Annotated in this window: 21 protein-coding genes; 13 read left to right on the forward strand and 8 right to left on the reverse strand. The window is 65.0% G+C overall.

The window, feature by feature from the left end:
• Positions 1 to 37: 37 nt before the first annotated feature.
• From IVB46_RS06805 to garD, 5 genes are all read left to right on the forward strand, one after another.
• The gene (locus tag IVB46_RS06805; RefSeq protein ID WP_063982246.1) at positions 38 to 943 is read left to right on the forward strand and encodes a LysR substrate-binding domain-containing protein; all 906 of its coding nucleotides are present in this window, start codon (positions 38 to 40) and stop codon (positions 941 to 943) included.
• A 130-nt stretch (positions 944 to 1,073) separates the two neighbouring features.
• A complete protein-coding gene (kdgD, locus tag IVB46_RS06810) occupies positions 1,074 to 2,018 on the forward strand; it encodes a 5-dehydro-4-deoxyglucarate dehydratase (protein WP_247309184.1) in 945 nt (314 codons plus the stop codon).
• Positions 2,019 to 2,044: 26 nt separating this feature from the next.
• On the forward strand, positions 2,045 to 3,388 hold the full coding sequence (gene gudD / locus IVB46_RS06815; protein WP_247309182.1) for a glucarate dehydratase: 1,344 nt from the start codon (positions 2,045 to 2,047) through the stop codon (positions 3,386 to 3,388).
• A 19-nt stretch (positions 3,389 to 3,407) separates the two neighbouring features.
• Positions 3,408 to 4,856, forward strand: a complete 1,449-nt coding sequence (locus tag IVB46_RS06820) for an aldehyde dehydrogenase family protein (RefSeq protein ID WP_247342328.1) — start codon at positions 3,408 to 3,410, stop codon at positions 4,854 to 4,856.
• A gap of 129 nt (positions 4,857 to 4,985) precedes the next feature.
• Positions 4,986 to 6,527 (forward strand): galactarate dehydratase, encoded by a 1,542-nt coding sequence (gene garD, locus IVB46_RS06825; protein ID WP_247309178.1) that lies wholly within the window; start codon positions 4,986 to 4,988, stop codon positions 6,525 to 6,527.
• Between the two features lie 17 nt (positions 6,528 to 6,544).
• Here garD and IVB46_RS06830 read toward each other — a convergent pair whose 3' ends face one another.
• Positions 6,545 to 7,285: a hypothetical protein gene (locus IVB46_RS06830; RefSeq protein WP_247309176.1), complete on the reverse strand. Its 741-nt coding sequence runs from the start codon at positions 7,283 to 7,285 to the stop codon at positions 6,545 to 6,547.
• Positions 7,286 to 7,291: 6 nt separating this feature from the next.
• A complete protein-coding gene (locus tag IVB46_RS06835; RefSeq protein WP_247309174.1) occupies positions 7,292 to 8,185 on the reverse strand; it encodes a MipA/OmpV family protein in 894 nt (297 codons plus the stop codon).
• Between the two features lie 348 nt (positions 8,186 to 8,533).
• Between IVB46_RS06835 and IVB46_RS06840 the strand changes: the two genes are divergently transcribed.
• From IVB46_RS06840 to IVB46_RS06850, 3 genes are all read left to right on the forward strand, one after another.
• Entirely contained in the window at positions 8,534 to 9,214 is a 681-nt protein-coding gene (locus tag IVB46_RS06840) for a response regulator transcription factor (RefSeq protein ID WP_071912145.1), read from the forward strand.
• Complete coding sequence (locus IVB46_RS06845; protein WP_247309173.1) at positions 9,211 to 10,575, forward strand: HAMP domain-containing sensor histidine kinase; 1,365 nt, start codon at positions 9,211 to 9,213, stop codon at positions 10,573 to 10,575. Before IVB46_RS06840 ends, IVB46_RS06845 begins: the two co-directional genes overlap by 4 nt.
• Positions 10,576 to 10,767: 192 nt before the next feature.
• Positions 10,768 to 11,037 (forward strand): hypothetical protein, encoded by a 270-nt coding sequence (locus IVB46_RS06850; RefSeq protein ID WP_247309171.1) that lies wholly within the window; start codon positions 10,768 to 10,770, stop codon positions 11,035 to 11,037.
• Between the two features lie 48 nt (positions 11,038 to 11,085).
• On the opposite strand, the gene IVB46_RS06855 is transcribed toward IVB46_RS06850, so the two are convergent.
• A complete protein-coding gene (locus tag IVB46_RS06855; protein ID WP_247342325.1) occupies positions 11,086 to 12,279 on the reverse strand; it encodes a major royal jelly family protein in 1,194 nt (397 codons plus the stop codon).
• A 159-nt stretch (positions 12,280 to 12,438) separates the two neighbouring features.
• On the opposite strand from IVB46_RS06855, the gene IVB46_RS06860 reads away from it, so the two are divergent.
• Positions 12,439 to 12,855: a helix-turn-helix domain-containing protein gene (locus IVB46_RS06860; RefSeq protein ID WP_208087729.1), complete on the forward strand. Its 417-nt coding sequence runs from the start codon at positions 12,439 to 12,441 to the stop codon at positions 12,853 to 12,855.
• A gap of 267 nt (positions 12,856 to 13,122) precedes the next feature.
• On the forward strand, positions 13,123 to 15,387 hold the full coding sequence (locus tag IVB46_RS06865; protein ID WP_247309165.1) for a TonB-dependent siderophore receptor: 2,265 nt from the start codon (positions 13,123 to 13,125) through the stop codon (positions 15,385 to 15,387).
• A gap of 110 nt (positions 15,388 to 15,497) precedes the next feature.
• On the opposite strand, the gene IVB46_RS06870 is transcribed toward IVB46_RS06865, so the two are convergent.
• Positions 15,498 to 15,854 carry a hypothetical protein gene (locus IVB46_RS06870; protein WP_175618040.1) on the reverse strand — a complete coding sequence of 119 codons (357 nt, stop codon included), beginning with the start codon at positions 15,852 to 15,854 and terminating at the stop codon, positions 15,498 to 15,500.
• A 399-nt stretch (positions 15,855 to 16,253) separates the two neighbouring features.
• On the opposite strand from IVB46_RS06870, the gene IVB46_RS06875 reads away from it, so the two are divergent.
• Entirely contained in the window at positions 16,254 to 17,354 is a 1,101-nt protein-coding gene (locus IVB46_RS06875) for a hypothetical protein (protein ID WP_247309163.1), read from the forward strand.
• Between the two features lie 115 nt (positions 17,355 to 17,469).
• Here IVB46_RS06875 and IVB46_RS06880 read toward each other — a convergent pair whose 3' ends face one another.
• The gene (locus IVB46_RS06880) at positions 17,470 to 18,081 is read right to left on the reverse strand and encodes a DUF2147 domain-containing protein (protein WP_028148559.1); all 612 of its coding nucleotides are present in this window, start codon (positions 18,079 to 18,081) and stop codon (positions 17,470 to 17,472) included.
• A gap of 107 nt (positions 18,082 to 18,188) precedes the next feature.
• Entirely contained in the window at positions 18,189 to 19,217 is a 1,029-nt protein-coding gene (locus tag IVB46_RS06885) for an NAD(P)/FAD-dependent oxidoreductase (RefSeq protein WP_247309161.1), read from the reverse strand.
• A 181-nt stretch (positions 19,218 to 19,398) separates the two neighbouring features.
• On the opposite strand from IVB46_RS06885, the gene IVB46_RS06890 reads away from it, so the two are divergent.
• The gene (locus IVB46_RS06890) at positions 19,399 to 19,866 is read left to right on the forward strand and encodes a thioesterase family protein (RefSeq protein ID WP_247309159.1); all 468 of its coding nucleotides are present in this window, start codon (positions 19,399 to 19,401) and stop codon (positions 19,864 to 19,866) included.
• A gap of 15 nt (positions 19,867 to 19,881) precedes the next feature.
• Here IVB46_RS06890 and IVB46_RS06895 read toward each other — a convergent pair whose 3' ends face one another.
• Together IVB46_RS06895 and IVB46_RS06900 are read right to left on the reverse strand one after the other, a co-directional pair.
• Positions 19,882 to 20,202 carry a 2Fe-2S iron-sulfur cluster-binding protein gene (locus IVB46_RS06895; protein ID WP_014493954.1) on the reverse strand — a complete coding sequence of 107 codons (321 nt, stop codon included), beginning with the start codon at positions 20,200 to 20,202 and terminating at the stop codon, positions 19,882 to 19,884.
• 166 nt (positions 20,203 to 20,368) lie between these two features.
• Positions 20,369 to 20,743, reverse strand: coding sequence for an Hpt domain-containing protein (locus tag IVB46_RS06900; RefSeq protein ID WP_247309157.1), 375 nt, complete (start codon positions 20,741 to 20,743; stop codon positions 20,369 to 20,371).
• Positions 20,744 to 21,138: 395 nt separating this feature from the next.
• Between IVB46_RS06900 and IVB46_RS06905 the strand changes: the two genes are divergently transcribed.
• The gene (locus tag IVB46_RS06905) at positions 21,139 to 26,847 is read left to right on the forward strand and encodes a negative regulator of septation ring formation (RefSeq protein WP_247309153.1); all 5,709 of its coding nucleotides are present in this window, start codon (positions 21,139 to 21,141) and stop codon (positions 26,845 to 26,847) included.
• The last annotated feature ends 133 nt before the right edge of the window (positions 26,848 to 26,980 follow it).

Here is a 26,980-nt window from a genome sequence, read left to right on the forward strand (position 1 = left end):
GCCGGGGAAACGCCTTATCCATCTAAGGCATGTATCGATGTTCGACCTCAACCAGCTCCGCTGTTTCGTCACGGTGGCCGAAGAACTGCATTTCGGCCGCGCCGCCGCGCGGCTGAACATGACCCAGCCGCCGCTGTCACGGCAGATCCAGGTGCTCGAGCACATCATCGACGCGCCCTTGCTCGAACGCACCAGCCGCTCGGTGCGCCTGACCCCGGCTGGGCGCAGCTTCCTGCCGGAGGCGCGGCGCATCCTGAAGCTCGCCGAAAGCGCCTCGCAGGTCGCCCGCCGCATTGCGCTCGGCAAAACCGGCTCGCTGAAAATCGGCTTCACGGCGGCTGCCGCCTACGGCTTCCTCCCGGAGCTCGTCGCCGCCTGCCGCGCCAAGCTGCCCGAGGTCGATTTCTCGCTGAAGGAGATGGTGTCCGGTGATCAGTTCGAGGCGCTCAGCTCCGGCCAGATCGACGCCGGGCTGTTGCGGCCGCCGATAGCGCGCCCCGAAGTGGCCAGCCGCCGTGTCGTCGCCGAACCCCTGCTCGCCGCGATCCCGAAGAAGCATCCGCTGGCGAATGCCGAGACCATCACCATCAAGGACTTCGACGACCAGCCCTTCGTGATGTACTCGCCCTATGAGAGCCGATATTTCCACGATCTCCTGGTGGCGCTGTTCACCCGCGCCGACGTGCTTCCGCGCTATGTGCAGCATCTGAGCCAGATCCATTCGATCCTCGCCATGGTCCGCGCCGGCCTCGGCCTTGCCATCGTGCCGGCCGCGGCCGCGAGCCTGAAGATCTCCGACGTGCGGCTGCGGCCGCTGAAGCTGCGCACCCGCGTTCCCGTCGAGTTGTTCATGGTCTGGCGCCGCGACGACGAGAATCCGCTGCTCTCCGCGCTGGTCAAAATCGCCGGCGAATTGTCCTCGGCGGAGGTGGCGGACGATTGATGCTCAATCCGCATCGGTCGATATAGGCTTTGGCTTGGACGCGCATCGAACGGTCTCCTAAACAACGGCGCATGGACGCGCAGGCTTCGGCCCGCGTCCTCCACAACACGCAATTAAGGGAGCAGCGCCCATGAGCAAGATGACCCCGCAGGAAATGGCCCAGAAGATCGGATCGGGCCTCCTGTCCTTCCCCGTCACGCCCTTCAAGGCGGACTATTCGTTCGATGAGGCGACCTACCGCGCCAATATGGACTGGCTGTGCGGCTATGACGTTGCCGGCCTGTTCGCCGCCGGCGGCACCGGCGAGTTCTTCTCGCTGACGCCGACCGAGGTTCCGCAGGTGGTCAAGATCGCCGTCGACGAGACCAAGGGCCGCGTGCCCGTGCTCGCCGGCACCGGCTACGGCACCGCCACCGCGCGCGAGATCGCGATCGGCGCGGAAAAGGCCGGCGCCGACGGCCTGTTGCTGCTGCCGCCCTATCTGACCCATTCCGAGCAGGACGGCCTTGCCGCCCACGTGGAAGCCGTGTGCGCCGCCGTGAAGATCGGCGTCATCGTCTACAACCGCGACAACGCCATCCTGCAGCCCGATACGCTGGCGCGCCTCGCCGAGCGCTGCCCGAACCTCGTCGGCTACAAGGACGGCATCGGCGACATCGAGCTGATGACCCGCGTCTACACCAAGCTCGGCGACCGCCTCACCTATATCGGCGGCCTGCCGACCGCGGAAACCTTCGCACTGCCCTATCTCGACATGGGCGTGACGACCTATTCCTCGGCCGTGTTCAATTTCGTTCCGGAATTCGCCACCAACTTCTACGCCGCGGTGCGCAAGCGCGACCATGAGACGATCCATGCCGGCCTGAAGAACTTCATCCTGCCGCTGATCGCAATCCGCAACCGCAAGAAGGGCTATGCGGTCTCGATCATCAAGGCCGGCATGAACGTGATCGGCCGCGATTCCGGCCCGGTCCGCCCGCCGCTGACCGATCTCACCGAGCAGGAGGTTGCGGAGCTGACCGCACTGGTGAAGAATCTCCCCGCCATCCGATCGTCACAACAAGCTGCAGAATAACAGACAACAACAGGGAGGAGCGTGCGATGGCCCAGACTGAGGTTTCTGGCGCACCGGTCGTCACATCGATGCAGGTGATCCCGGTCGCGGGCCGCGACAGCATGCTCCTCAACCTGAGCGGCGCGCACGCGCCGTTCTTCACCCGCAACATCGTCATCCTCACCGATAATTCCGGACACACCGGCGTCGGCGAGGTGCCGGGCGGGCAAAAGATCTGGCAGACGCTCCAGGATGCCCGCGATCTCGTGATCGGCAAGACCGTCGGCGCGATGAACAACATCCTTGCCGACGCCCGCACGGCGTTCGCCGACCGAGATGCCGGCGGCCGCGGCAAGCAGACGTTCGACCTGCGCGTGATGATCCATGCGGTCACGGCGATCGAGTCCGCACTGCTCGATTTGCTTGGCCAGCACCTCAACCTGCCCGTAGCGGCGCTGCTCGGCGAAGGCCAGCAGCGCAAGAGCGTCGAGACGCTCGGCTATCTCTTCTTCGTCGGCGACCGGCGCAGGTCGAAGCTCGATTACACCAAGGGCGAGACCGGCAAGCCCGAATGGTTCAACCTGCGCCACCAGGAGGCGATGACGCCGGAGACCGTGGTGCGGCTCGCGGAAGCCACCCACGACCACTATGGCTTCGCCGACTTCAAGCTCAAGGGCGGCGTGCTCCGCGGCGAGCAGGAGATCGAGGCCGTCACCGCCATCGCAAAACGCTTCCCCGACGCACGCGTCACGCTCGACCCCAACGGCGCATGGTCGCTCGACGAGGCCATCAGCCTCTGCAAGGGCATGCACGGCATTCTTGCCTATGCCGAGGATCCCTGCGGCGCCGAAGCCGGCTTCTCGGGTCGCGAGATCATGGCCGAGTTCCGCTGTGCCACGGGCCTGCCGACCGCGACCAACATGATCGCGACCGACTGGCGCCAGCTCTCCCATGCGCTGCGCCTGGGCGCGGTGGACATTCCGCTGGCCGATCCCCACTTCTGGACCATGCAGGGCTCGGTGCGCGTCGCCCAGACCTGCCGCGACAACGGCCTGACCTGGGGCTCGCACTCCAACAATCACTTTGACATTTCGCTCGCGATGTTCACCCATGTCGGCGCCGCCGCGCCCGGCAAGGTCACCGCGATCGACACCCACTGGATCTGGCAGGACGGCCAGGCGCTGACCAAGGAGCCGCTCCAGATCAAGGGCGGCAAGATCGCCGTGCCCGAGCGGCCGGGCCTGGGCATCGAAATCGACCGCCCGGCCATCGAAACCGCGCATGAGCTTTACAAGAAGCATGGACTCGGCGCCCGCGATGACGCTACTGCCATGCAGGACCTGATCCCCGGCTGGACCTTTGACGACAAGCGTCCCTGCCTCGTGCGTTAAGAAAATCTCGGAGGACTACATGACTGCGATCCTGAAGAACTTCATCGGCGGCGAATGGGTCGACGGCTCCGGCGTCACCAAGAACATCAACCCCTCCAACACCAACGATCTCGTCGGCGAGTACGCCAAGGCCGACAAGGCGCAGACCGAGAAGGCGATCGCGGCAGCCAAGGCCGCCTTCCCCGCCTGGGCGCAGTCGACGCCGCAGGTGCGCTATGACGCGCTGAACAAGATTTCTCTCGAAATCCTCGCCCGCAAGGAAGAGCTCGGCCGCCTGCTCGCCCGCGAGGAAGGCAAGACGCTCCCCGAGGGCATCGGCGAGGTCGCCCGTGCCGGCCAGATCTTTGCATTCTTCGCCGGCGAGGCGCTGCGCCTGATCGGCGAAAAGGGTGCCTCGGTGCGTCCCGGTCTCGACGTCGAGCTCACCCGTGAGCCGGTCGGCGTCATCGGCATGATCACGCCCTGGAATTTCCCGATCGCGATCCCCGCCTGGAAGATCGCGCCCGCGCTCTGCTACGGCAACACCGTGGTGTTCAAGCCCGCCGAGCTGGTGCCGGGCTCGGGACATGCGCTGTCCGAGATCATCACCCGCTCCGGCATTCCCGCCGGCGTGTTCAACCTCGTGGTCGGCTCCGGCTCCGTGGTCGGCCAGACCCTGCTCGATCACCCGGATGTGGCCGCGATCTCCTTCACCGGTTCGGTGCAGACCGGCCGCAAGATCGCGCAGGCCTGCGTGCTGTCGAACCCGATGAAGAAGTTCCAGCTCGAGATGGGCGGCAAGAACCCGCTGGTCGTGCTCGACGACGCTGACCTCAAGACCGCCGTCGAAGTCGCCGTCAACGGCGCCTATTTCTCGACCGGTCAGCGCTGCACCGCCTCCTCCCGCCTGATCGTCACCGAAGGCATCCACGACCGCTTCGTTGCCGCTGTGGCCGAGCGCCTGAGCGGCCTGTCGGTAGACGACGCGCTCAAGGCTGGCGTGCATATCGGCCCCGTCGTTGACCAGAGCCAGCTCGACCAGGACCTGCGCTACATCAAGATCGGCCAGGACGAAGGCGCAAAGCTCGCCTTCGGCGGCGAGCTGCTCAAGCGCGAGACGCCCGGCCATTACCTCCAGCCGGCGCTGTTCACCGAGGCCAACAACAACATGCGCATCGCGCGCGAGGAGATTTTTGGCCCCGTCGCCGCCGTCATCCGCGCCAAGAACTACGAGGAAGCGCTGGCGATCTCCAACGACACCGAGTTCGGCCTCGCCTCCGGCATCTGCACCTCCAGCCTGAAATACGCCTCGCACTACAAGCGCAACAGCGAGTCCGGCATGGTGATGGTCAATCTGCCGACCGCCGGCGTCGACTATCACGTGCCGTTCGGCGGCCGGAAGGGTTCGAGCTACGGCGCCCGCGAGCAGGGCTCCTATGCGCGCGAGTTCTACACCACGGTGAAGACCGCCTATACCTATCCGGGCTAACCACGGGGAAGATATCGTAGGGTGGGCAAAGCGAAGCGTGCCCACCGCTTACGTTCGGTGTGAAGCAGGGTGGGCACGGCGCGTTGCGCCTTTGCCCACCCTACGACTTCAGCTTCTGAGGCAAAGCAGATGGACCAGGACGTCGCAGCGAAAGAGCAGCCACGCTACATCAAGCTCAACGAGCGCGACAATGTCGCGATCGTGGTCAATGATTTCGGGCTTCCCGCCGGCTCCCGCTTCGCCAGCGGGCTGACGCTGCGCGCCTTCGTGCCGCAAGGGCACAAGACAGCGCTGGTCGATATCGCGCAAGATCAACCGATCATCCGCTACGGCGAGGTGATCGGCCACGCGTTGTCGCCGATCCTGGCCGGCGAATGGGTCGACGAAGCGCGCATCCGCATGCCGGAGGCCCCTGCCCTCGACAAGCTGGAAATCTCGACCGCCGTCCCCGCGCCGCTGCCGCCCCTCGAAGGCTTCACCTTCGAAGGCTTTCGCAACTCCGATGGCTCGGTCGGCACCAAGAACATCCTCGGCATCTCCTCCTCCGTGCAATGCGTCAAGGGCACGATGGAATACGCCGTGAAGCGCATCCGCGCCGAACTGCTGCCGAAATACCCGAACGTCGACGACGTCGTGCCGCTGACGCACGCCTATGGCTGCGGCGTCGCCATCAATGCGCCCGATGCGGTCGTTCCGATCCGCACGCTGCAGAACATCGCGCAGAACCCGAATTTCGGCGGCGAGATTCTGGTCATCAGTCTCGGCTGCGAAAAGCTCGCGCCCGAGCGACTGGTGCCGGAGGGCGTCAGCGATGCCATCGTGCGTATGCAGGACGAAGCTTTCGACGGTTTTGGCGCCATCGTCGATGCGATCATGACCCAGGCTGAGGCCCGCCTGAAGATCCTCAACAAGCGCACCCGTGAGACCTGCCCGGCCGCCGACCTCGTCATCGGCCTGCAATGCGGCGGCAGCGACGCGTTCTCCGGCGTCACCGCCAACCCCGCGCTGGGCTTTGCGGCGGACCTGCTGGTGCGTGCCGGCGCGACCGTGATGTTCTCCGAGGTCACCGAGGTCCGCGATGCGATCCAGCTGCTCACGCGCCGCGCCATCAACGAGGATGTCGGCCGCGCGCTGGTGCGCGAGATGGCCTGGTACGACTCTTATCTCGCCCGCGGCGGCGCCGACCGCAGCGCCAATACCACGCCCGGTAACAAGAAGGGCGGCCTCGCCAACATCGTCGAAAAATCACTCGGCTCGATCGTCAAATCCGGCTCGTCCGCCATCACCGGCGTGCTCTCGCCCGGCGAGAAGGCGACCCAGAAGGGCATGCTGTTCGCGGCAACACCCGCCTCCGACTTCATCTGCGGCACGCTCCAGCTCGCCTCCGGCATGACGCTGCAGGTGTTCACCACCGGCCGCGGCACGCCCTATGGCCTGGCGGCTGCGCCCGTCATCAAGGTCGCGACGCGCACCGAGCTCGCGCGCCGCTGGAAGGACCTGATCGATTTCGATGCCGGCGGCATCGCCACCGGCGAGAAGACCATCGAGGAAACCGGCTGGGACCTGTTCCGCCTGATCCTCGACGTCGCCAGTGGCCGCACAAAGCCGTGGTCGGATCGCTGGGGCATCCACAACGACCTCACGCTGTTCAATCCGGCGCCGGTGACCTGAGGCCGGGCCAACCGGCCTCACTGACCGTCGATCAGGTGCATGTCGCCCAGCGTGACGGGCAAGCTGCGCGTGATGAGATCCGTGATCGCCGCGCGTAGCCGTTCGCTCGCAGCCGGCCCCTCGAACGTCGCGTCGATCGGCCCGCTGGGTCCGGCGAGCCGCATGGTTCCGGTGTTATCGAGCGGCGCGGCCGCCCGCTTCTCGATCACGTCGAACGACTTGCCGTCGATCACGCGCACCTCGTAGAGCGCGTGGATCAGGCCGTAGTCCGCAAGCAGCGTCCGATATTGGGCGAGCCCGATGCCCTCGACGTTGCGGCCGTTGCCGAGCTTCGATCTGGCCCGGGTGATGACGATGTACGCATCCAACCCCTGCGGCGCGACATCGCTGCGAACCAGTTCCTTGAACGGATCGCTGCGCAGGAGATTGACGGGCGCAACCGCCGAATCCCTGATCGCGGCAAACGCCGCACGCCGGTAGCTCACCGCCTGCACGCGAAAGCGTCCGCCGAGCAGCTTCGTCGCCTGCTGGACGATCAGCTCGTCCAGCCCCCATGCGCTGATCGAGAGGCTTTGCCCGGCGTTGCCGAGCGCAATCAGGCCGGCTTGCGTCAGGCTCATCTCCTCGCCGATGGCCGAGACGATGCCGACGGTCTTGATCGCCTGGAGCCGGGTCGCGCGCGTCTCGAACGCGGCGGCCGCGCCGAGGGCGATGCAAGCGACCGCCAGGCCAACCCATAGAAAAGAAATGCGGCGCATGGTGATCTATCGAATCCTGAAATCGAACGAATAGGACGCACCGAGGCCGATCGTCGTCTGGTTCGACGATCCCCGCAGCTTCACGAGCGGGCTGTTTGCGGCGTCGCCCAGCAGCTTCTCATACTCGACATAGGCATGGACTTCCCACTGCGGATTGATGCGATAGGAGATCTGGCTGCCGAAGCCGACCGAATGCGCACCGCCCCTAGCGTCGTACATCGGCAGTCCCGACGCCATCGCCTGCGTGGCGTCGACGCCGAAATAGGGCGCGGTCGCCTTGGTGCTTTTCCAGGTGAAGCGCGGGCCGGCCGAGATCGTGAGCCTTTGGATCAGCGGCACGATGACGTCGGCGGAGACATCGGCGACCGTGCCGGTATGGCCGCCCATGCCCTGGCGCAATTCACTGCGCAGGCGCAGCCAGTCGACCGGAAAATATTCGACGAACCCACCGAGCTCGTATGCGGCCTTGACGTCGCCAAGGCCGGTCAGCTCGGCATATTTGTCGCTCTTGCGCGACGCGACGTATTTGAACGCAGGGCCGGCGCGAAAATTGCCGACGTCGAGCAGCGCGATGCTGGCGCTGTCGCGGGGCCCGCGAAACTGGTCGACCGATCCGGCACGGCGAATGGAGAAGATCGGGATCGGCATGAGCTTCCCGTTCTTCGATCCGACGAAATCCGGCGTGTACTCTCCGCCGATGCCGACCATGACGGTCCAGTTGCCGGAAGGTGACGGCAGCATCGGCACGTCGAACGGCGGGGCTGGCAGTGTGAACGCCGTCTGCGCCGATGCCGACTGCGGGATTGCCAGGATCGCGCCGAACGCGGCGAGGAAGGCGGTCAGCAAGGTTTGCTGCGCTCTCGCCGCAGGATCGAGAGCGGCTTCGTCAAAATGCTTCATTTACGGGGCCCCGGACCGGCCTTGCTGGCCTGGTCGACTCGTGTGGTTAGGAGCCACAGCATGTGGTCCGGCAAAATTGCCCCAAGATTGCAAGGGGCAAGCAGCGCCCCGATCCATTCGCGGCGCATGCCGGGCGCGCCGCCGGATCAATATTGCCCGAACATTGCCGGGCCGCGCTCACGCTCCCAAACTTTGCGCGCTAGGGCCGGTCGGCGCCCGCGTTCCTGCCTTTTATTCGCCAAGCTCGCTGCCTTAATGGGAACCCTGCGCACGAGCCGGAACGCCAGACTTCGGCCAGGGAGCGTCACGCTCAGGGTCTTGTTGCCCCAGCAGAGTCAAGGACGTCCCGTGCGCTCCCTCGTAATCGAAGACGAACCGCAGATCGGCGCCTATGTCAGCCGCCTGCTCGGACAATTGCACGGCATTGTCGACGTCGTCGGCTCGATTGCCGATGCCCGTCAGGCGCTGGACAATTTCAAATATGATCTCGCGATCATCGACCGGATGCTGCCCGATGGAGATGCGCTCCAGGTGGTGACGGCGCTGAGCCGATCGGCGGACCGTCCCGCGATCATCATGCTGACCTCCAAGGACGCCAAGGAGGATGTCGTCGACGGTCTCAATGGCGGCGCCGACGACTATCTCGGCAAGCCGTTCGAGCCGCAGGAGCTCATTGCGCGGGTGCGCGCTGTGTTGCGGCGCCCCCGGCAGCTCGCGCCCTCGGTGCTGTCGCTCGGCAATGTCGAGCTGCATCTCGGCAGCAACGAGGCGGTGGTCGCCGACACGAAAATCCTGCTGCGCCGGCGCGAGGCGCTGATCCTCGGAGCGCTCCTGATGCGCCGCGACCGCGTCATCACCCGCGCCGCCCTGATCGAGGAGATCTACGGCTTCGACGACGAGATCGAATCCAACACGCTCGAAGCGCAGGTCTCGCGCTTGCGGAAGAAACTGACCGAGCTCGGCGGCGATGTCGAGATCCGCAGCATGCGGGGCATCGGCTACATCCTGCGGCTGGCAACACCGCGATGACGTCGATTGCCCGAACGTTTGCGCTGTCGCTTGGCATCGCCGCGACGACGATCTTCCTGATCATGCTCGGTGTCTTCATCTGGCGTTACCCGATGGAGGAACGCGAGTTCAGGGCTTGCCGCATTGTGGTCGCCGTTCTCGATCGCGCCACGGTGATCGAGGGGCAAAACCTGACGGTACGCCCGACTCCCGCCCTCGAGGAGCTTAAAGCGGACAGCCCGAACCTCTGGTACGTCTTGTCCGCGGGCGATCTGGTCAGCGAATACGGGAGCGAACGCCGGCCCACCCTCCCCTTCGCGTTTCCCTATCACGGGCCGATCGGCTCGTCCGTCTTCAGCACACTCGACCAGAAGAACACCTTTTGTCTCGCCGTCGTGCAACGGGGCCCGTTGCAGCTTACGATGATGGTCGGCGAACCCAAGGTTCGCTTCGGCCGGATTGCAAGGAACTTCCTTGTCCGCAGCATTTTCGCGATCATCACGCTGGCGCTGGCCTTTGCGGCGACGGTCGCCATCGGCTCAATGCTGGCCGCACGTTTCGTCTCGCGCGGCATCGAACGGGTGGCGCGTCGCGCGCTCGCGATCGACCCATCGGCCCCGCAGGGCCTGATATCCCTGTCCGAAGTCCCCACCGAGCTGAAGCCGCTGGTCGCGGCGCTGAACCGCGCCTTCGGCGAGATCGACGCCTACATCAGGATGCAACGCCGCTTTCTCGGCAACGCCGCCCATCAGCTGCGCACGCCGCTCACGCTGCTGCGCGCGAAAATCGAGGACGTGCCCGAGCCGGCGCTGAGGGTGGAATTGGTGCGCGACGTCCGCCGCTTGACGTCGCTGGTCTCCGCCATGCTTGACCTCGCGCGATTGCAAAATCACGCGATCGAGAAGCGACCGATCGATCTTGCCGAGATCACGCTGGACGTGCTGGCCGATTTCAGCCCCTCGGCGCTGGACGCCGACATAGAGCTTGCGCTGGAGCACGCCGAAGAAGGTCCGTTCCTGGTGCAGGGCGTCGACGCCGCGGTACGCAGTGCGCTTGCCAATCTCGTCGGCAACGCACTCATCCACGCCCATGGTGCGCGGCGCATCGTTGCGACGGTTAGCCGCGGCGACATCTCGATCGACGATGACGGCGCGGGCCTGCCCGACGGTGCGGAGCACAGGCTGCTCGAGCCATTTCAGACCGGCAACAGCGCGGGCGACGGCGCCGGCCTCGGCCTGTCGATCGTCCGCGAGATCATGGCCGCGCACGGCGGCGAGTTGGTCATCTCCTCCGCGCCGGGCCGCGGCACGACGATGAGCTTGCGCTTTTCCGAGGCCACCGCGACGACCAGATCGCCGCACCTCGATCTGCAAACGGGCTGACAAGTCGTTTCGAGCCTTCCGCGAAACCGTCCGGAAACATTGGCGCGGAAAACTTCTTCCGCGTTTCACGCCTGTCGCATCATGCAATCAAATAGATCCGCCGGCGGCGGTCGAATGTTCGCACGCAAGCGAACCTGGCACGGTATCGCCGCGACCAAACCTCCGATTGCCATCTTCCACGGAGATTTTCCAATGCGCGTTCTTTCGATGATTGCCGTTGCCGGCGCCATGATTGTGAGCTCGGCCGACGCATTTGCCGGCGAGCTTCCCTCTTACGAAGTGAAGTCGTTTCCGATTTCGACGACACAAGTGCAGGTTCTCGGCGGCGCCGGGGTCGAGGAGCAGTCGATTGCGCCCGCGATGATCGTCGCCGGCATGCCCGCCTCGCCCGCGCAGATGTCGGTGCTGTCGCCGCGCGTCAAGCGGCTGGCGAGCGCCAACGCCACGAGCGCAGAACGCTGAGACAGTTTTTGACCCCGGCTGCCCTTGCCGGGGTCGTAGCTCCCGCCGTCAGCGTGAGATATAGCCTGCAGCGATCGGCTTGAACCGATAGATCAGATACGGCGTCTTGTTTTCCGCCTTGCCGCCATGGAACATGGCGGCTGCGGAGACCTGAGACGCGGACACGTACATGTACCCGTCGGGAGAGGCAGTAATCCCGTCCGGCCACACCATGTCCGGATCGCTCAGGTAAGTGCGAAACTTCCGGTCGGCTCCTATGATTCCAATCGATTTGGTCTCGACCGCAGTCAGGTAGATGTTGCCCGCATAGTCGATCGACAGGCCGCCATTGTTCGGCTTGTCCGAGTAGCGTTCCACCCGCGCGCTCAGCTCTTCGGCGGGCAGCTTCTCATTGCCGAGGTCGGTGGCCTTGATGCGGTACAGCGACCGGCCGCTGAGTGGCGCGAAATAGACCCATTCGGACCTGGCATCCATCGTGATGCCGTCGCAGCCGACCTTGATGAGCGAAGGCTTGCCGTCCTTGCCAGGCACCGTCAGATCATTGCCATCCACGGTGATCGGCACATTTTCCGGGACGGTGGATCGATCGCCATCCAGCACGCGCCGGGCGGCACCCGTATCCATGTCGATGACGATGATCGCAGCGTGAGAGCCATCGCCACCGGGCCCGATGTTTTCGTCGGCGATGTAGAATTTCCGGTTCTTCTGGTCGATCACGATGTCCTGCGGCTGCGAGCCTTTCACGGTCACGGGCTCCGGCATGTAGTAGATGCGCTCCAGCCTGTTCGCGCGCGTGTTCCAGCCGACCAGCTTCGGCGTGATCTGCGTCCGGAATCCCATGTCGATGATCCACACGACACCGCTTTCGTCGGAACGAAGACCCAGGACGTTATCCAGGTACTGATCGGTGCCCTTTCGTGGCGTATTCCATTCCGCATTTGGAAACGGCTCGAACGTCGTCGGCGATGTCAGCCGCGCCACACGAACGTCGGGACTGAAGAATGGATGGTGACTGAAGATCAGCTGATTGTCCGGCGTAAACGCAATGTTGCCGACCGACTGAGGGAGCTTCGCGAAGATTTCCGCGTTGCCGCCTCCGCTCTCCGCACAGGCTGCGCCCGTGACGATTGCCGCCGACAGAAAAATGACAAGTCGAATTCCTCTCCTCACGCCTTCGCACCGGTCCCTCGCTTTGTTTTCAACGGTTATTCCGGCGCGCATGCGCCCGGCCCGCGCCGGCAACCGCCACAGGATTTCAATGCAGAGACCCAATGCGAGCCGAAGCGGTCGCTCGTTCATCACCGCCTCGCCAATATCGATCTTTGCGAGAGCCACGATGCGCGCTAATTTGGGGACTGACAATTACGCACAGGCCAGTCCTCTAGTATCACGGAGTGAACCATGCAGAAGCTCGGCAGCAAGACGTATGATTGTGCCGTGGGATGCCCCGTGGAGGCCACCCTCGATCTGATCGACGGCAAGTGGAAGGGCGTGATTCTCTATCACCTGCTCGACGATACGATTCGCTTCAACGAGCTCAAGCGGCGCCTGTCCCGGATCACGCAGCGCATGCTGACGCGCCAGCTCCGCGAACTCGAGGCGGACGGCCTCATTCACCGCGAGATCTATGCGGAGGTCCCGCCGCGGGTCGAGTATTCCCTGACGGCGCTTGGGCGCTCGCTCGAACCGGTCGTTCGCATGCTCTGGACATGGGGCAATCAGTATCTCGCGACGGAAGCGGCCCGTGCCGGCGCGGTCGACGGCGCCGTTTCGCTCTCGCCGCGGGTCAGACGGAGCCTGCCGGCAGGCCGCGCGTAGGCGGGCTCCTGCGTATCCACGATGCCTTGCAGCGACTGCAAGTAAATCGCACACGTCGATCAAGACGGCGTCGGCCTACGCCGCGACGAGACACGATTCTCCATCCTCACATGAGGCCATCCGCGCGCCGCCATCAAGCGGCGCGCGCTCTACTTATATAAATACTAATTCCAAATCTGATGATTGAGGGACCATTGCGCCCCTCCCGCACTTCAAGCCATCGACTGCGCTTGTTAGTCGTCCGCCCCGCAAATGATGGGGTCGCGAATGACTACATATCTCAGAACGACGGCAGGATTGATCGGCGGCGCGCTGCCGCTGTTGGCAGGCCTGATGGATGCGGTGCCGGCCGAGGCGCAATCATCGTCGCAGGAATTGCCCGCCGTCGTGGTCGAGCAATCGTCGCGGCCGGCAGCGCGCACACGTCCGTCTCCCTCCCGTCAGGCCGCACAGGCGGCAAGCCGCCGTCGTCAGGCCGAGCGCGCATCGTCGAACGTCGATACACAGGCGGCCGGCGCGAGCACGGGCGCAGAGACCGCGACAGGCCCCGTCCGCGGCTACGTCGCGACCCGCAGCGGCACCGGCACGAAGACCGATACGCCGCTGCGCGAGACGCCGCAGTCGATCACCGTGGTCACCGCCGACCGCATCATCGACCAGGGCGCGACCACAGTGCAGGATGCGCTGCGCTACGTGCCGGGCGTGTTCGCGGACGCCTACGGCGCGGACTCGCGCGGCGACTATCCGCGCATCCGCGGCCAGGACCCGAACATCTATCTCGACGGCACCCGTGTGGTGAACACCTGGAACTTCAATGAGTGGCGGCCGGAGCCATATACGCTGGAGCGCATCGAGGTGCTGCGCGGTCCCTCCTCGGTGCTTTACGGCGACACCTCGACCGCAGGCCTGTTGAACCTGGTCTCGAAGCGCCCCCAGGCCGAATCCGCCAATGAGATCGGCGTCCAATACGGTAGCTTCAACCGCAAGCAGGTGCAGCTCGACTCGACGGGTAAGCTGACCAAGGACGGCGAGTGGCTCTATCGCTTCATCGGCGTGTTTCGCGACAGCAACATGCAGACCGACTACGTCAAGGACGACCGCATCGTGCTCGCACCGTCGCTGACCTGGCGGCCGACCAACAACACCAGTTGGACCGTGCTCGGCACCTATCAGAAGGACACCACGGGGTCCTCCACGGCGTTTCTGCCGCATGAGGGCACGCTCTATCCCGGCCCCAACGGCTTCATTCCGGTGCAGCGTTTTGCCAGCGAGCCTGGCTTTGACAAATACCAGACCGAGACCGGCGCGATCAGCAGCCTGTTCGAGCACAGTTTCAGCGATGGCCTGAAGATCCGGCAGAATCTGCGTTACGCCCATGTCGAAGGTATTTATCGGTCGATGTGGCCGGATCTGAATTTTGTCGATCCGAGCGATCCGAACTATCCGTTTCTCGATTCCAGCAGGCGCACCGTGGCACGCAGCGTATGGAGCCGCGAGACGGTCAAGGATAGCCTGACCTCGGACAGCAATGCCGAGCTGAAATTGCAGACCGGGGCGGTCGCACACAAGGTGTTGCTCGGGGCCGACTACCGCGAGGCCAGGGAGCGCGCGCAATCCGGCTTCGCTACTGACCCGACACCTTTCGATCTCTACACGCCGGTCTACAACGGCGTGACCGCCCCGGCGATGTCACCCGAACCGAACCTCCGTCAGAGCCAGTTCGGCCTCTACGCTCAGGACCAGTTGCGGCTCGGACCGTGGCTCGCGGTCCTCGGCCTGCGCCACGACTACGTCACGAGTGACACGCAGGGATCTCCGGTCGAGAACTATCAGGCGACAACCGGCCGTGCCGCGCTGATGTACGAACTGCCGTTCGGCGTCACGCCCTACGTCACCTACGCGCAATCGTTCAACCCGATCTTCGGCGCTGGAATCTGTGCCACCGTATGCGCGCCTCAGCGTGGCGAAATGGTCGAGCTCGGCTTCAAGTACAATCCGACACCGCGCAATGCGATCAACGGCGCGATCTACGACATCACCGAGAAGAACCGGCTGGCAAGCGATCCTGACAATCCCCTGCTCTCGATTCAGACCGGCAAGGTCCGTATCCGTGGCGCCGAGCTCGAGGTGCTCACGAGTCTGACTCCGGATCTCGACCTGATCGCCGCCTACACCTATATTGATGCCCGCGTGGAGAGCGGCGACAATGCCGGCAAGCATGTCGAGACCGTACCGGATCACCAGGCCTCGCTATGGACGAAATATCGCCTCGCCTGGTTTGGCCTGCCGGGCGTCACCGTTGGCGGCGGCGTGCGTTACATCGGCCAATCCTGGGACGGCACCGACACCATCCGCACGCCGGACTACACTTTGTTCGACGCCATGGTCCGCTATGACAACGGCCCCTGGCGACTTCAGGTCAATGCCAGCAACCTCTTCGACAAGCGTCACCTCACCACCTGCCGGATCGGCGGCGACTGCTTTCTCGGTATCGGCCGCACGCTGCTCGGCAGCGTGACGTACAAATTCTAGAGCATGATCCGGAAAAGTGTGTAGCGGTTTTCCGCAAAGATCATGCTCAAACAATAATCTAAAGCGCGATGACGATTCATCCCAATCTCATCGCGCTTTAGCCACGACCGCTAGGTCATGCTGCCGGGCATGAAGCAGCGCACGCGGGGATGGCCGTCGACATAGTGCTTCCACACCATGGTTCGACCGATCTTGTTCGGCTCGGTGATCACCGCGCCGTCGGGCACGACGACCCATTCGTCGTCGATGCGCACGCGGTAGTGGCCGCTATCGGATTCCCAGTCGACGTCGGCTATGACGTAGCCGTCGGCATCCGAGCAGCATTGCCCGTATTTGCTGTGCAGGCTCTCGAACCAGGGTTTTAGCGGCGAGTTGGCATAGCGGCCGTCGTCGCGCGCCAGCGCCGAGGTCGCAAGCAGCGCCATCGGCCCCAGCAGCGCCGCCGCACATAGTCTGGCAAGTCGCATATCGTCTCCGCGGATCGCAATCAGCGCCGCGAGGGACAGACACCGCCGTCCGCCTTCCGCACGGTGGCGGCAGGCGTGGAGACGGCGACTCGCTCCCCAGCGGCTTTGCGACAGCTATGCAAATCCGGCGCCAGCGCGCATTCCGGAGAACTACGGCCGCACGGTTTTGCCCCGGCCGGCGCGCACGTGCTGCATGTCCAATGCGCCGGCAATTTGCCGCAGCCGTTTTGGAGGCTTTCCTTGTTCCGCGAGGACGTGTACGAAACGGCCGCGGACGCGGGCCGCATCGTTTAATCAACTGTTTCAATTAGAGAAATCAGGTGTTGGCGTGACTGGCATTGGACCGTCAGCGCTATGAGTTCGAGAGAGTTGCTTCCTGGCCAGCAGGATCCGACCGACTTGCCCGCAAGCGAAGTGCAGTTTGCACTCGTGATTTCGCGCATGCTCGAGACGGTGAAGGACGACGCGGATGCCAGGCGGCAGATGGTCTACGACCTCGCCCGCTACAAGCTCCAGGAGCAGTTCACCTACGCCGACGCCAGGAACATCGACCAGATGAAGCGGGCGCTCGAGGTCGCGATCGAGGAGGTCGAAAAATTCTCGCGCGACCAGGCGCCGCTGGAGCGCCTGCCGTCACAACAGCTCACGTCGTCAAAGGCGACCGAGACAGGCGGTCTCCTGGTGTCCGGCGACGCGACCGTCTTGCGATCGAGGATCGAGATATCCCGCAGCAAGCTGCCTGCGATCTCGGGCCCGCTTCTACCGGTGATCAAGCGTACGGCGGCCATCCTGCTTGCCGTTGGCGCAGTCATCCTGATCGTCTCGCAGCGAGACAACATCGCCGCGCTGCGCCGGCAGATTTCGTCCCAGGCCCCGGAGATCGCGCAGGTATCGCCCAAGCCGGAGACGACGATCACGGTCGCCAAACCGGAGATGGTCACCCCTGCCCCGCCTCCCCCGACGCGCGTATTGCCAACCGACTACGGCATCTACGCATTGATCGACGACAAATCGCTGGCGGAATTGAATGCGACCGGCGTGATGGCGCCGGACATGCGCATCGCGATTTCACCGGAGTTCAAGAAGCCTGATCGCCCGCATCTGCCGAACGGCCGCGTCAAATTCATCGTGTTTCGGCGGGACGCCGCGAACGTGATCCCGGAGCGCGTCGAGGTTCGGGTCGTCGCGAAGATCGCCAGGGAGTTTTCGACCGACGCCGCAGGCAAAAATCTGGGCGGCGGAGAAGATGTCGGGGTGATCCGAAACTTCGCCTATCCGTTCCGGGTGTCGCCGATCCCGGGGAAGCCCGAGATGTACGAGCTTCACACCGGCGATTCAGGGCTCGAGCTTGCGCCGGGACATTACGTCCTGAGCCTGGGATCGCAGGCCTATTATTTCCAGGTCGACGGCGAGATCACCGATCCCCGGCAATGCCTCGAGCGGGTCGTCGCCGGCAACGGCACGTTCTACGCGCCCTGCAAGAAGGCACGGACGTATTGACGGTCGTCGAGACCGTCGTTGCTGAGGCACGCCCGGGCCACGCACTCAACTGTCATCGCCCGACTTGATCGGGCGATCCACTATTCCAGAGACAGCGCGAGGATACGGAGGAGCCCTACTGCTTCGGCGCGGGCGCCATCATCGCGCCGCCCTTCTTCGCTGCGGGCGCAGGCGCCGGCTTCGTCGTCGCGGCGGTCGCCTGTGCCGGAAGATATTTGGCGACGATGGCAGGATCGACCTGGGCGATGTAGGCGTCGGGAAGACGCGTCCAGGTCTCGTCCTTGCCGAACAGGGAGATGCCGAGGAAGCCGCGCATGGTCAGCGTCTGCCCGTCCGCGCTGACCGACATCTTGGCCTTCCAGATGTTGCCGTCGCGCGGATTGACCACGTTGCCGCCATCATACTTCAAGCCGTCGCGCTTCATGTCGCGGATGAAGGAGAGCCCGAGCACCGGCGCGTTCTTGCGATCATCGGTGCATTTCGCACAGACCTCGTTCGGGTCGTCGCCGGGGCGCGGAAAGGTTTTTGCGATCACGCCTTCGAAGATGCCGTTGTGGTCGACGAAGAGAAACCATCCCACCGTCTTGCCGTCCTCGATCTTCTGCCAAAGACCCGCGGCGGTTGGCTGCTGCGCCTGTGCGGCTACCGGCCCAACCGCGCCAAGCGTCAGCGCAACAGCGAGCGCGAGGAGCGAGAGCAGCCGAAAGCTGGAAAAGAGAGTCCGCATTATGATCACCTTGCTAAGCCGCCACTGCAATGGCCGCAGACTACGGCGATTTCGCGAACGGTTCCAGCACCAGAAACATGGGGCATTGCCTGCCGAACCCGGTGCCGTCAGTTGACACCGAGCTTCTTTTGCAGACTGGAGGACGAGGTCGTGTATTGGAACACGAGCCGCTTCTCCGGATAGACGTAGCGATGGGCTTTTTGCGACATCAGCGCGCCCTCGTGGAAGCCGCACAGGATCAGCTTGATCTTGCCGGGGTAGGTGTTGATGTCGCCGATGGCGAAGATGCCTGATACGTTGGTCTCGAACGCGGACGTCTCGACCGGCACCAGATTGTTCTCGAGCGCGATACCCCAGTTCGCAACCGGACCGAGCTTCATGGTCAGCCCGAAGAACGGCAGCATGGTATCGCAGGAAATTTCGCTCACGCTGTTGTCGTTGCCCTTGACGGTGGCGCCGGTCAGCTTGCCCTCGGCGCCGGACAGCGCAGTGACCTGCCCGAGCCGCAGATCCATCTTTCCGTCGGCCACCAGCGCGCGCATCTGCTCGACGCTGTGGGGCGCGGCGCGAAAATCGTCGCGTCGGTGCAGCAGCGTGATGCGCTTGGCGAGCGGATGCAGATTGAGCGTCCAGTCGAGCGCGGAATCGCCGCCGCCGACGATCAGAACGCTCTTGTCGCGGAACGTCTCCATCTTGCGCACGGCGTAGTGCACCGAAGTGCCTTCATAGGCCTCGATGCCCGGCACCGGCGGGCGCTTGGGCTGGAACGAGCCGCCGCCGGCCGCGATCACCACCACCTTGCATTCGAACACCTTGCCCGCGTCGGTGGTGCAGCGAAACAAGGGATCGCCGATCTTCTCCACCGTCTCCACCATCTCGCCGAGATGGAAGGTCGGATGGAACGGCTTGATCTGCTCCATCAGCGCGTCGGTGAGGCCCTGCCCCGAAACGTGCGGAATGCCGGGAATGTCGTAGATCGGCTTTTCCGGATAGAGCTCGGCGCACTGGCCGCCGATCTTGTCGAGGATGTCGATGAAATGCGCCTTCATGTCGAGAAGGCCAAGCTCGAAGGCGGCGAACAGACCACAGGGGCCGGCGCCAATAATCAGCACATCGGTTTTGATCACGTCGCTCATGTCGTCTCTTTATCGATCGTTATCGGTTGGACGCCGCCCGGGGGCAGAAGTGACCCTGCCTGTCTAGCCAACGGGGATGGATCAGGGAAGGCATAAAAGCGGGAGCACCCCGCAGCCGCACCCACTTGCCGGGTCAGGATAACTGGGCTGTAACGGGATGCGACATGACGGAGATCAATCGGTGAACGCACCAAGCCGCCTCGATACGACGCCGCGCCTGGAGGACTATCCCTATCGTCTCGGCGACAATGTCCGCTTCGGCGATCTCGATCCGAACCAGCACGTCAACAACGCAGTCTACGCCACTTATTTCGAGACCGGCCGTGTCACGCTGATGAAGAGCCCGGAATACGGGCTGACGCCGCCGGGCCTCGCCTGGATCATGGTGCGGCTCGACATCCATTTCCGTGCCGAGCTGCACTGGCCGAACAAGATCGAGCTCGGCCTCGGCGTGGTCAAGCTGGGACGGACGTCGGTGACCTTCGAACAGGTGGTGTTTTCGGAAGGAAAGTGCATCGCCTCGGCGATGTCGGTCGGCGTCATGCTCGACGAGGCGACGCGGCGGCCCGCACCACTCACCGCTGAAATCATCGAGAAGCTCAGACCCTGGCACAAGCGCGGTATCGAGGTCGCGCCGCCGAGCGTCTAGTATAGTGAGGGACGATCAGGCCTGCCGTTCCGGCGTCGCCACGACGAGCCCGTCGAGTTCGTCGGAGACCTTGATCTGGCAGGACAGCCGCGAGTTCGGGCGCACGTCGAAACCGAAATCGAGCATATCCTCTTCCATCGGCGTCGGGCTGCCGACCTTCTCGCGCCAGGCTTCGTCGACATAGACGTGACAGGTTGCGCAGGCACAGGCACCGCCGCATTCGGCCTCGATGCCGGGAATGCTGTTGCGGATGGCGGCTTCCATCACGGTCGCGCCGTTCTCGACTTCCACCGTACGGGTTTCGCCCTTGTGGTCGACAAAGTTAATCTTGGCCATGTGTGCTCGTGCTGCCGCGATGTTGCGAATGAAGGAGGGTCCGGGCTGTCCTATAACGGGTCGATCCGCCCGGCGCCATAGGGTTTTGAAGCGACGTGAATCCCGCTTCGCGGGAAGAAAACGCGTCAAAACAAAAGACTAGAGCGCGGTTTCTCGCCTTGTCGCCCTAGGGCTTCAGGATCGCCTCGATGGCGGCGCGAGCCTCGGTCACCGCCTCTTTCAACGCGGCGAAGGCGTGGGGCTGGCCATGGCCGGTCCGGACCGCGGTCTCCAGGCTGGCTGCGGCATCAGCCACCGCAAAGGCGCCGATTCCGCGCGCGGAGCCCTTGAGCTTGTGGGCGAGTGCGCCGGCCTCGGCCGGCAGTGCTGCCATCGCCGCGACCAGGCGGACCGCCTGCTCGGCGAACATCGCGAGCACTTCCTGTTCCAGCTCAGTGTCCCCGAGCGTCATGCGCGCGAGGTGATCGAGGTCGAGCGGGCTGTCGATGGGTGCAAGCGGGGGCGAAGGCATCCAGTCCATCCGTTGCAGTTCAGGCGTCATGGCGCAGGCCCCGGCATCGCGCGATGTCCGCCGATCCGGCGGTCAAGTTCCCCCCACCGAAGCATGGAAATGGTTAACGAAGTGTTTGGGCCGTTTTACGCAAATCCGCCTGTTTATTGACGAAAAGTTGCCGCAATCCGGCGAGTCCGGTGGAGAATTCCATTTATTGCTAAGGCGTTACGGCGCTATCCTGTTAACGATGATTAAGATTGTCTTAATCCCGGGCATTTCATTCGCGACGCTCTGCCAATAGGATGTTGCGGAAATTGGCGGACAAGCCGTCCGGGTGGGGACGGCTGGGAATCCGCGTAAGCGGCATGATCCGGTCTGTGGGCTTGCGTAGCGCGCTGGGCTCGCGGGGGGACGCGTACAAGTAACGAGGGCTCGGACTGAACATGGCGAACACTCCGAAAAAGGTCAAAGACCCGACAGAAGTTGCGCTTTCTGCGATCCAGGAAGCCCTGAACATCAGCGACACGGCCGCGGACACCAGCCGCAACGCCTCGATGCGCAACGAAACGTCGTCTCCGGTGGGGCCGCCGGCTCCCCCGATCTTCGACGAGCCGACCTTCGAGCCGCGTCCTGCCGCCAACGAGCGCACCACCGTGTTCGATACGATCGAGGAGCCGCGCAGCTCGCGCCGTGCCGCCAACGACGACCGCGAGACCATCGGCCAGTTGCTCCAGGCGCTTCAGAAGGGCCGCCCTGCCCGCAGCGTCTACACCTTCGCCACCATCTTCGCCGGCGTCTGGCTCGCAGCCTGCGCCGCGCTCACCGTCGGCTTCCTGCCCTCGATCCAGGCTGCCATGGGCCAGAGCGGCGGCGTGCTCGTCATCGCCGGCCTGATCGCGATGTTCTTCGCGCCGATCATGCTGTTCTACTTCCTGGCGAGCCTGGTCTGGCGCGGCCAGGAAATGCGCATGATCGCGCAGGCGATGGCGCAGGTCGCGATCCGCTTCTCCGAGCCCGAGGGCTCGGCGTCCGATTCCATGGTCACCGTCGGCCAGGCCATCCGCCGCGAGGTCGCGGCGATGGGCGACGGCATCGAGCGCGCCATCGCGCGCGCCGGCGAGCTCGAGACGCTGGTCGCCAACGAGGTTGCGGCGCTCGAGCGCGCCTATTCCGACAACGAAGTGCGCATCCGCTCGCTGCTCCAGGACATCGCGCACCAGCGCGACAATCTGGTCGGCCAGGCCGAGCAGGTCCGCAGCGCCATCTCCGGCGTGCAGATCGATCTGCGCCACGACATCGCGCTGATCTCGGACGCGATCGCCTCGCGCGTCGACGAGGTCGCCAAGAGCATCACCGGCGCGCTGGAAGAGCGCGGCGCCCACATCACGGGCGCACTGAGCAACGCCGGCGACAACATGATCCTCGCGCTCGGCGAGCGCGGCGGCGACCTGCTCGACCGCCTCGAGGAGGCCAGCAACGAGACCACGCGCGCCGTGCTCGACGCCAGCGAGCGGCTGACCACCAGCCTCAACTTCAAGACCGGCCACGTCCACGACGAGTTCGTCGACCTCGCCGACCGCGTCCACGAGATGCTGAACGAGCGTATCGACCGCATCACCGGCGAGTTCGAGCAGCGCTCCGCCGCGATCGTCGATGGCATCTCCGAGCGCACCGAGCAGGTGCACGACAGCCTGAAGAATTCGTCGGACTCGCTGCTGCTCGAGCTCGAGCTACGCTCCAACGACCTCTCCGCCAAGATCGACGATGCCGGCAACCGGCTCGCCGGCCACATCATGACCTCCGGCGACAAGGCGAGCGAGGCGCTCGACGCCACCGTCAACACGCTCGTCGCCAAGGTGGTCAGCCAGACCGAGACCGCGCACGACTCGCTGTCGCTGCAGATGAGCGCGTTCGACGAGCTGGTGAAGAACCAGGGCACCGAGCTGGTCGAGAGGTTCGCCCGCGACTCCGGCACGCTCGGCGCGCTGATCACCCGCCACATCTCCGAGTTCGACCGCACCGTGAAGACGTTCGGCGGTGATATCGTCGATCGCATGGGCCAGCGCACCCAGGACATCGCCGAGAGCCTGAAGACCTATGTCGACAATTTCGATACCCGCTTCACCTCGAACGGCGGGGCGATCACGGCCGTGCTCGACCAGCGCCTGGTGCAGTTCGAGACCACGGTCGGCGAACGTGTCACCAACCTCGACGCCTCGCTGAACGACAAGATCGTCAGCCTCGACGGCACGATCGAAGGCCACATCAAGACCTTCGACGACCAGCTCGTCGGCCGCGTCGCCGCGCTCGAACAGTCGTTCGACACCCGCGCCAAGTCGGTGACCGAAACCATCGACGGACGCCTCAACACCCTCGCCTCGTCGCTGACCGACGGTGCCGCGCAGGCGATCCAGTCGATCGACTCCCGCCTCACCCACCTCACGACGTCACTCACTGACGGCGCATCGCAGGCCATCGAGACGATCGATACGCGCCTCAACTATCTCGCGACCTCGCTCACCGATAGCGCATCGCAGACCATCCAGTCGATCGATACGCGGCTGACGCACCTCACGACGACGCTCTCGGGCGGCGCCTCGCAGGCGCTCGAATCCATCGACACGCGCCTCACCTACCTGACGACTGCGGTGACGAATGGCGCCTCGCAGGCCGTGCAGTCGATCGACACGCGCCTCACCCTCCTGACCTCGACGCTCACGGACGGCACCGCGCAGGCGATCGAGGCGGTCGACCGCCGCATCACCGGCGTCGCCGAGATGATCGACGGCCGCAGCACGCACCTGACCGACACGGTCACGGCGCGCTTCCAGGACATCCACCAGGCTATCGAGACCAAGGTCGGCTCGGTCGCCAACGACATCGACGTGCGCGTAGCGCAGTTCGAGGACCTGCTCGGCTCGCGTGTCGAAGCCGTCGCCGGCCGCATCGAGAGCAGCGGCCGTCAGGCCAGCGAGGACATGATGTCCCGCGCCGAGATGATCTCGACCGCGATCCGCTCGCATGTCGAGGACGCCGAACGCTCGCTCACCAACCTCGTCGTCAACACCAGCGAAACGATCCAGACCGGTGCGCGCACCGCCCAGCAGTCGCTGATGACGGTCTCCTCCGACGTCAACGCCCAGCTCAAGATGACCTCCACCGAGGTCGAGCGCGCGCTGACCGCGGTCGGCACCGGTGCTGCGAACTCGATCCTGAGCAGCGCCCGCGAGGCGCAGTCGACCCTGGTCGCGGCCTCGGGCGATGCCTCCAACCAGATCAAGGGGCTCGCGGTCGACGTCGAACGCACGCTGTCGGCGGCCGGTTCTGCCACCGCGGCCTCGATCCTGGCCGGCGCCCGCGAGGTGCAGACCACGCTCGTCACGGCGTCTTCGGACGCGGCCAACCACGTCAAGACCCTCACCGCCGACGTGCAGCGTTCGCTGTCGCTGGCCGGCGCCACCACGGCGGAATCGATCACCGCCGGCGCCCGCGATGCGCAGAGCGCGCTGATCGCGGCCTCGACCGAGACCGCCAACCAGATCAAGGCGCTGTCCTCGGACGTGCAGCGCTCGCTCTCGATGGCCGGCACCTCGACGGCCGAGACCATCATGACCGGCGCCCGCGAAGCCCAGACCACGCTCGTCAACGCGTCCTCGGATGCGGCGACCCAGGTCAAGTCGCTCGCGGTCGAAGTGCATCGGTCGCTCTCGCAGGTCGGCCAGTCGACCGCCGAGACGATCACGACCAGCGCCCGCGACGCCCAGAGCACCCTGCTCTCCGTCTCGGCCGAACAGACCAGCCAGGTCCGTTCGCTGGCGGCCGAGATGCAGCGCGCGCTGGCGACCGCCGGCGGCGCCACCATCGAGGCGCTCACCAGCGGCGTGCGCGAGGCCCAGGGCACGCTGATCACCGCCTCGACGGACGCGGCAAGCCAGATCAAGTCGCTGACCACGGACATCGAGCGCACGCTGACCTCGGTCGGCGCCGACACCGCCTCGACCATCCTCAACAGCGCGCGTGAGGCGCAGACCTCGCTGACGTCGACGTCGGCGGATGCCGCAAGCCAGATCCGCACGATCTCGACCGAGATCGAGCGCGTATTGAGCACGGCGACGACCAACGCCACCAACGACATCCAGACCAGCGCGCTCAACGCCCAGAACGCGCTGATCAACGCCTCCAACGAGGCAAGCTCGCGCGTCAAGTCGAGCTCGGCCGACGTCGAGCGTTCGGTGCTCGCCGCCAGCAGCAGCTTCGGCCAGGCCATGACCGGCAAGACCGACGAGATCGTCACCTACGTGCAGCAGCAGGCCGACCGTCTGTCGAACATGATCGACTCCAAGCGCGGCGCGCTGGTCGATGCGATCGGCTCGAAGACCAGCCAGCTCACGCTCGACATCGACCGCGTCACCTCGGATGCGTTGAAGTCGATCGAGACACGCGGTCATGCGTTCTCGCAGACGATGATGGGCAACGGCTCCGAAGTCGCCCGCACCATCAACGCGGCGAGCGAGATGGCCACGGGCGCGGTCGGCAAGTCGCTCAAGGACCTCGAGCAGGCCTCCCGCTCGGCGATCGACCAGTCGCGCCAGGTCTCGATTGCGGCCGTCACCGAGATGCAGGAGACCAGCAAGATCCTGCGTACCGACACGGTGGCCCTGTTCGAGCGTCTGCGCGAAGGCAACATCCTGCTCCAGGAGGTGCTGACCGGTGCGCACGACAACCTCAACTCGCTCGAGCGGGCGCTGGTGACGCGCGTCGCCGACTTCGTCTCGGCGATGAACGACGTCACCTCGCGCAACGGCGCTGCGACGCAGAACCTGGAAGACCAGCTCAACGTCTTCAATACGAAGACCACGCGGGCGCTGCAGGACCTCGGCGAGCTGTCGACCCAGTTCGACGCGCACGGCAAGGCGCTGGTCGAGGCCGCGCAGGTCGTCGAGGTGAGCAACAAGAACACCACCGCTTCCCTCGCCGAACGCAAGCAGGCGCTGGAATCGCTCGTCACGACCATCGACCTGCGCACGGCCGATCTCGACCAGCGTCTGTCGCGCTTCACCGGCCTGCTCGATGAATCGCTGGCAGCCGCCGAAGAGCGTGCCCGCGACATCGCCCGCGTCGTCGCGGAGACCGCCGGCGCAGGTTCCGCCGCGATCACCCGCCAGTTCGAGGCGGTGCGCGTGGCGTCCGAGGAGGAGCACCGCCAGACCATCGAGGCCATGCACGACATCTACCGCCAGACCACGGACGAGGCGGATACGATGTTCAAGCAGTCGACCGAGAAGTTCACCAACCTCGTCTCCAGCATGAAGCAGATGGCGTTCGAGATGCACAACGAGCTCGAAGCCACCCGCAACGAGCTGCGCCGCGGCGTGCTCGAGATGCCGCAGGAGGCCGCCGAGAGCACTGCGCAGATGCGCAAGGTGATCGTCGACCAGATCGAGGCCCTCGCCGAGCTCAACCGCATCGTGGCCCAGCATGGCCGTGGCCTCGACGTCTCCACGACGGGCCGCGCCAGCGCGCAGCGCCAGGAAGAGCCGTTGCTGGCAGCCGTCGGCACGCGCAACACCGAGACGCGCGGCCGCGACACCGGCAGCGCCTCGACGCTGCCGCCGCCGGACCTCGGCATGCCCGCCTCCTCGCGCCGCACCGAAGCGCCGCCGGTCGCGCCCGCGGGCAACGACCAGGGCCGCGACGGCTGGCTGTCGGACCTCCTGAACCGCACGGACGCCAACCAGGGTGCTCCGACCGGACGTGAGGCCCCACGTGGCCGCGCGGCACCCGCGCCGCAGCCGCAGGCTCCGCAGGGTGGCAGCAATCCGCTGGAGTCGCTGTCGCTCGACATCGGCCGCCTGATGGACCGCAACCTCGCCGCCGAGATGTGGGACCGCTACCAGCGCGGCGAGAACAAGGCCTTCACCAAGCGCCTCTACACGCCCGCCGGCCAGAAGGCCTTTGACGAGGTCGCCCGCAAGTACCGCGCCGACCGCAACTTCAAGGGCACGGTCGACCGCTACGTCGCCGAGTTCGAGCGTCTGCTCGACGAAGTCGCCCGCGACGGCCGTGGTCCGCAGGAGTTGCGCAGCCACCTGACCTCGGAGACGGGTCTGGTCTACACCCTGCTCGCACACGCCGCGGGTCGGCTCGGGTGATCAGCCCGTAGCGACAACGAATAGCGAATGAGAACGGAGGCCTCACGGCCTCCGTTTTTATTTGAGCCCGTCATTGCGAGGAGTCCTTGCGACGAAGCAATCCAGACTGCTTCCGCGGAGACGATCTGGATTG

Origin of the sequence: Bradyrhizobium sp. 61, from assembly GCF_023073075.1 — a bacterium.
In the GTDB taxonomy this organism is placed as follows: domain Bacteria; phylum Pseudomonadota; class Alphaproteobacteria; order Rhizobiales; family Xanthobacteraceae; genus Bradyrhizobium; species Bradyrhizobium barranii.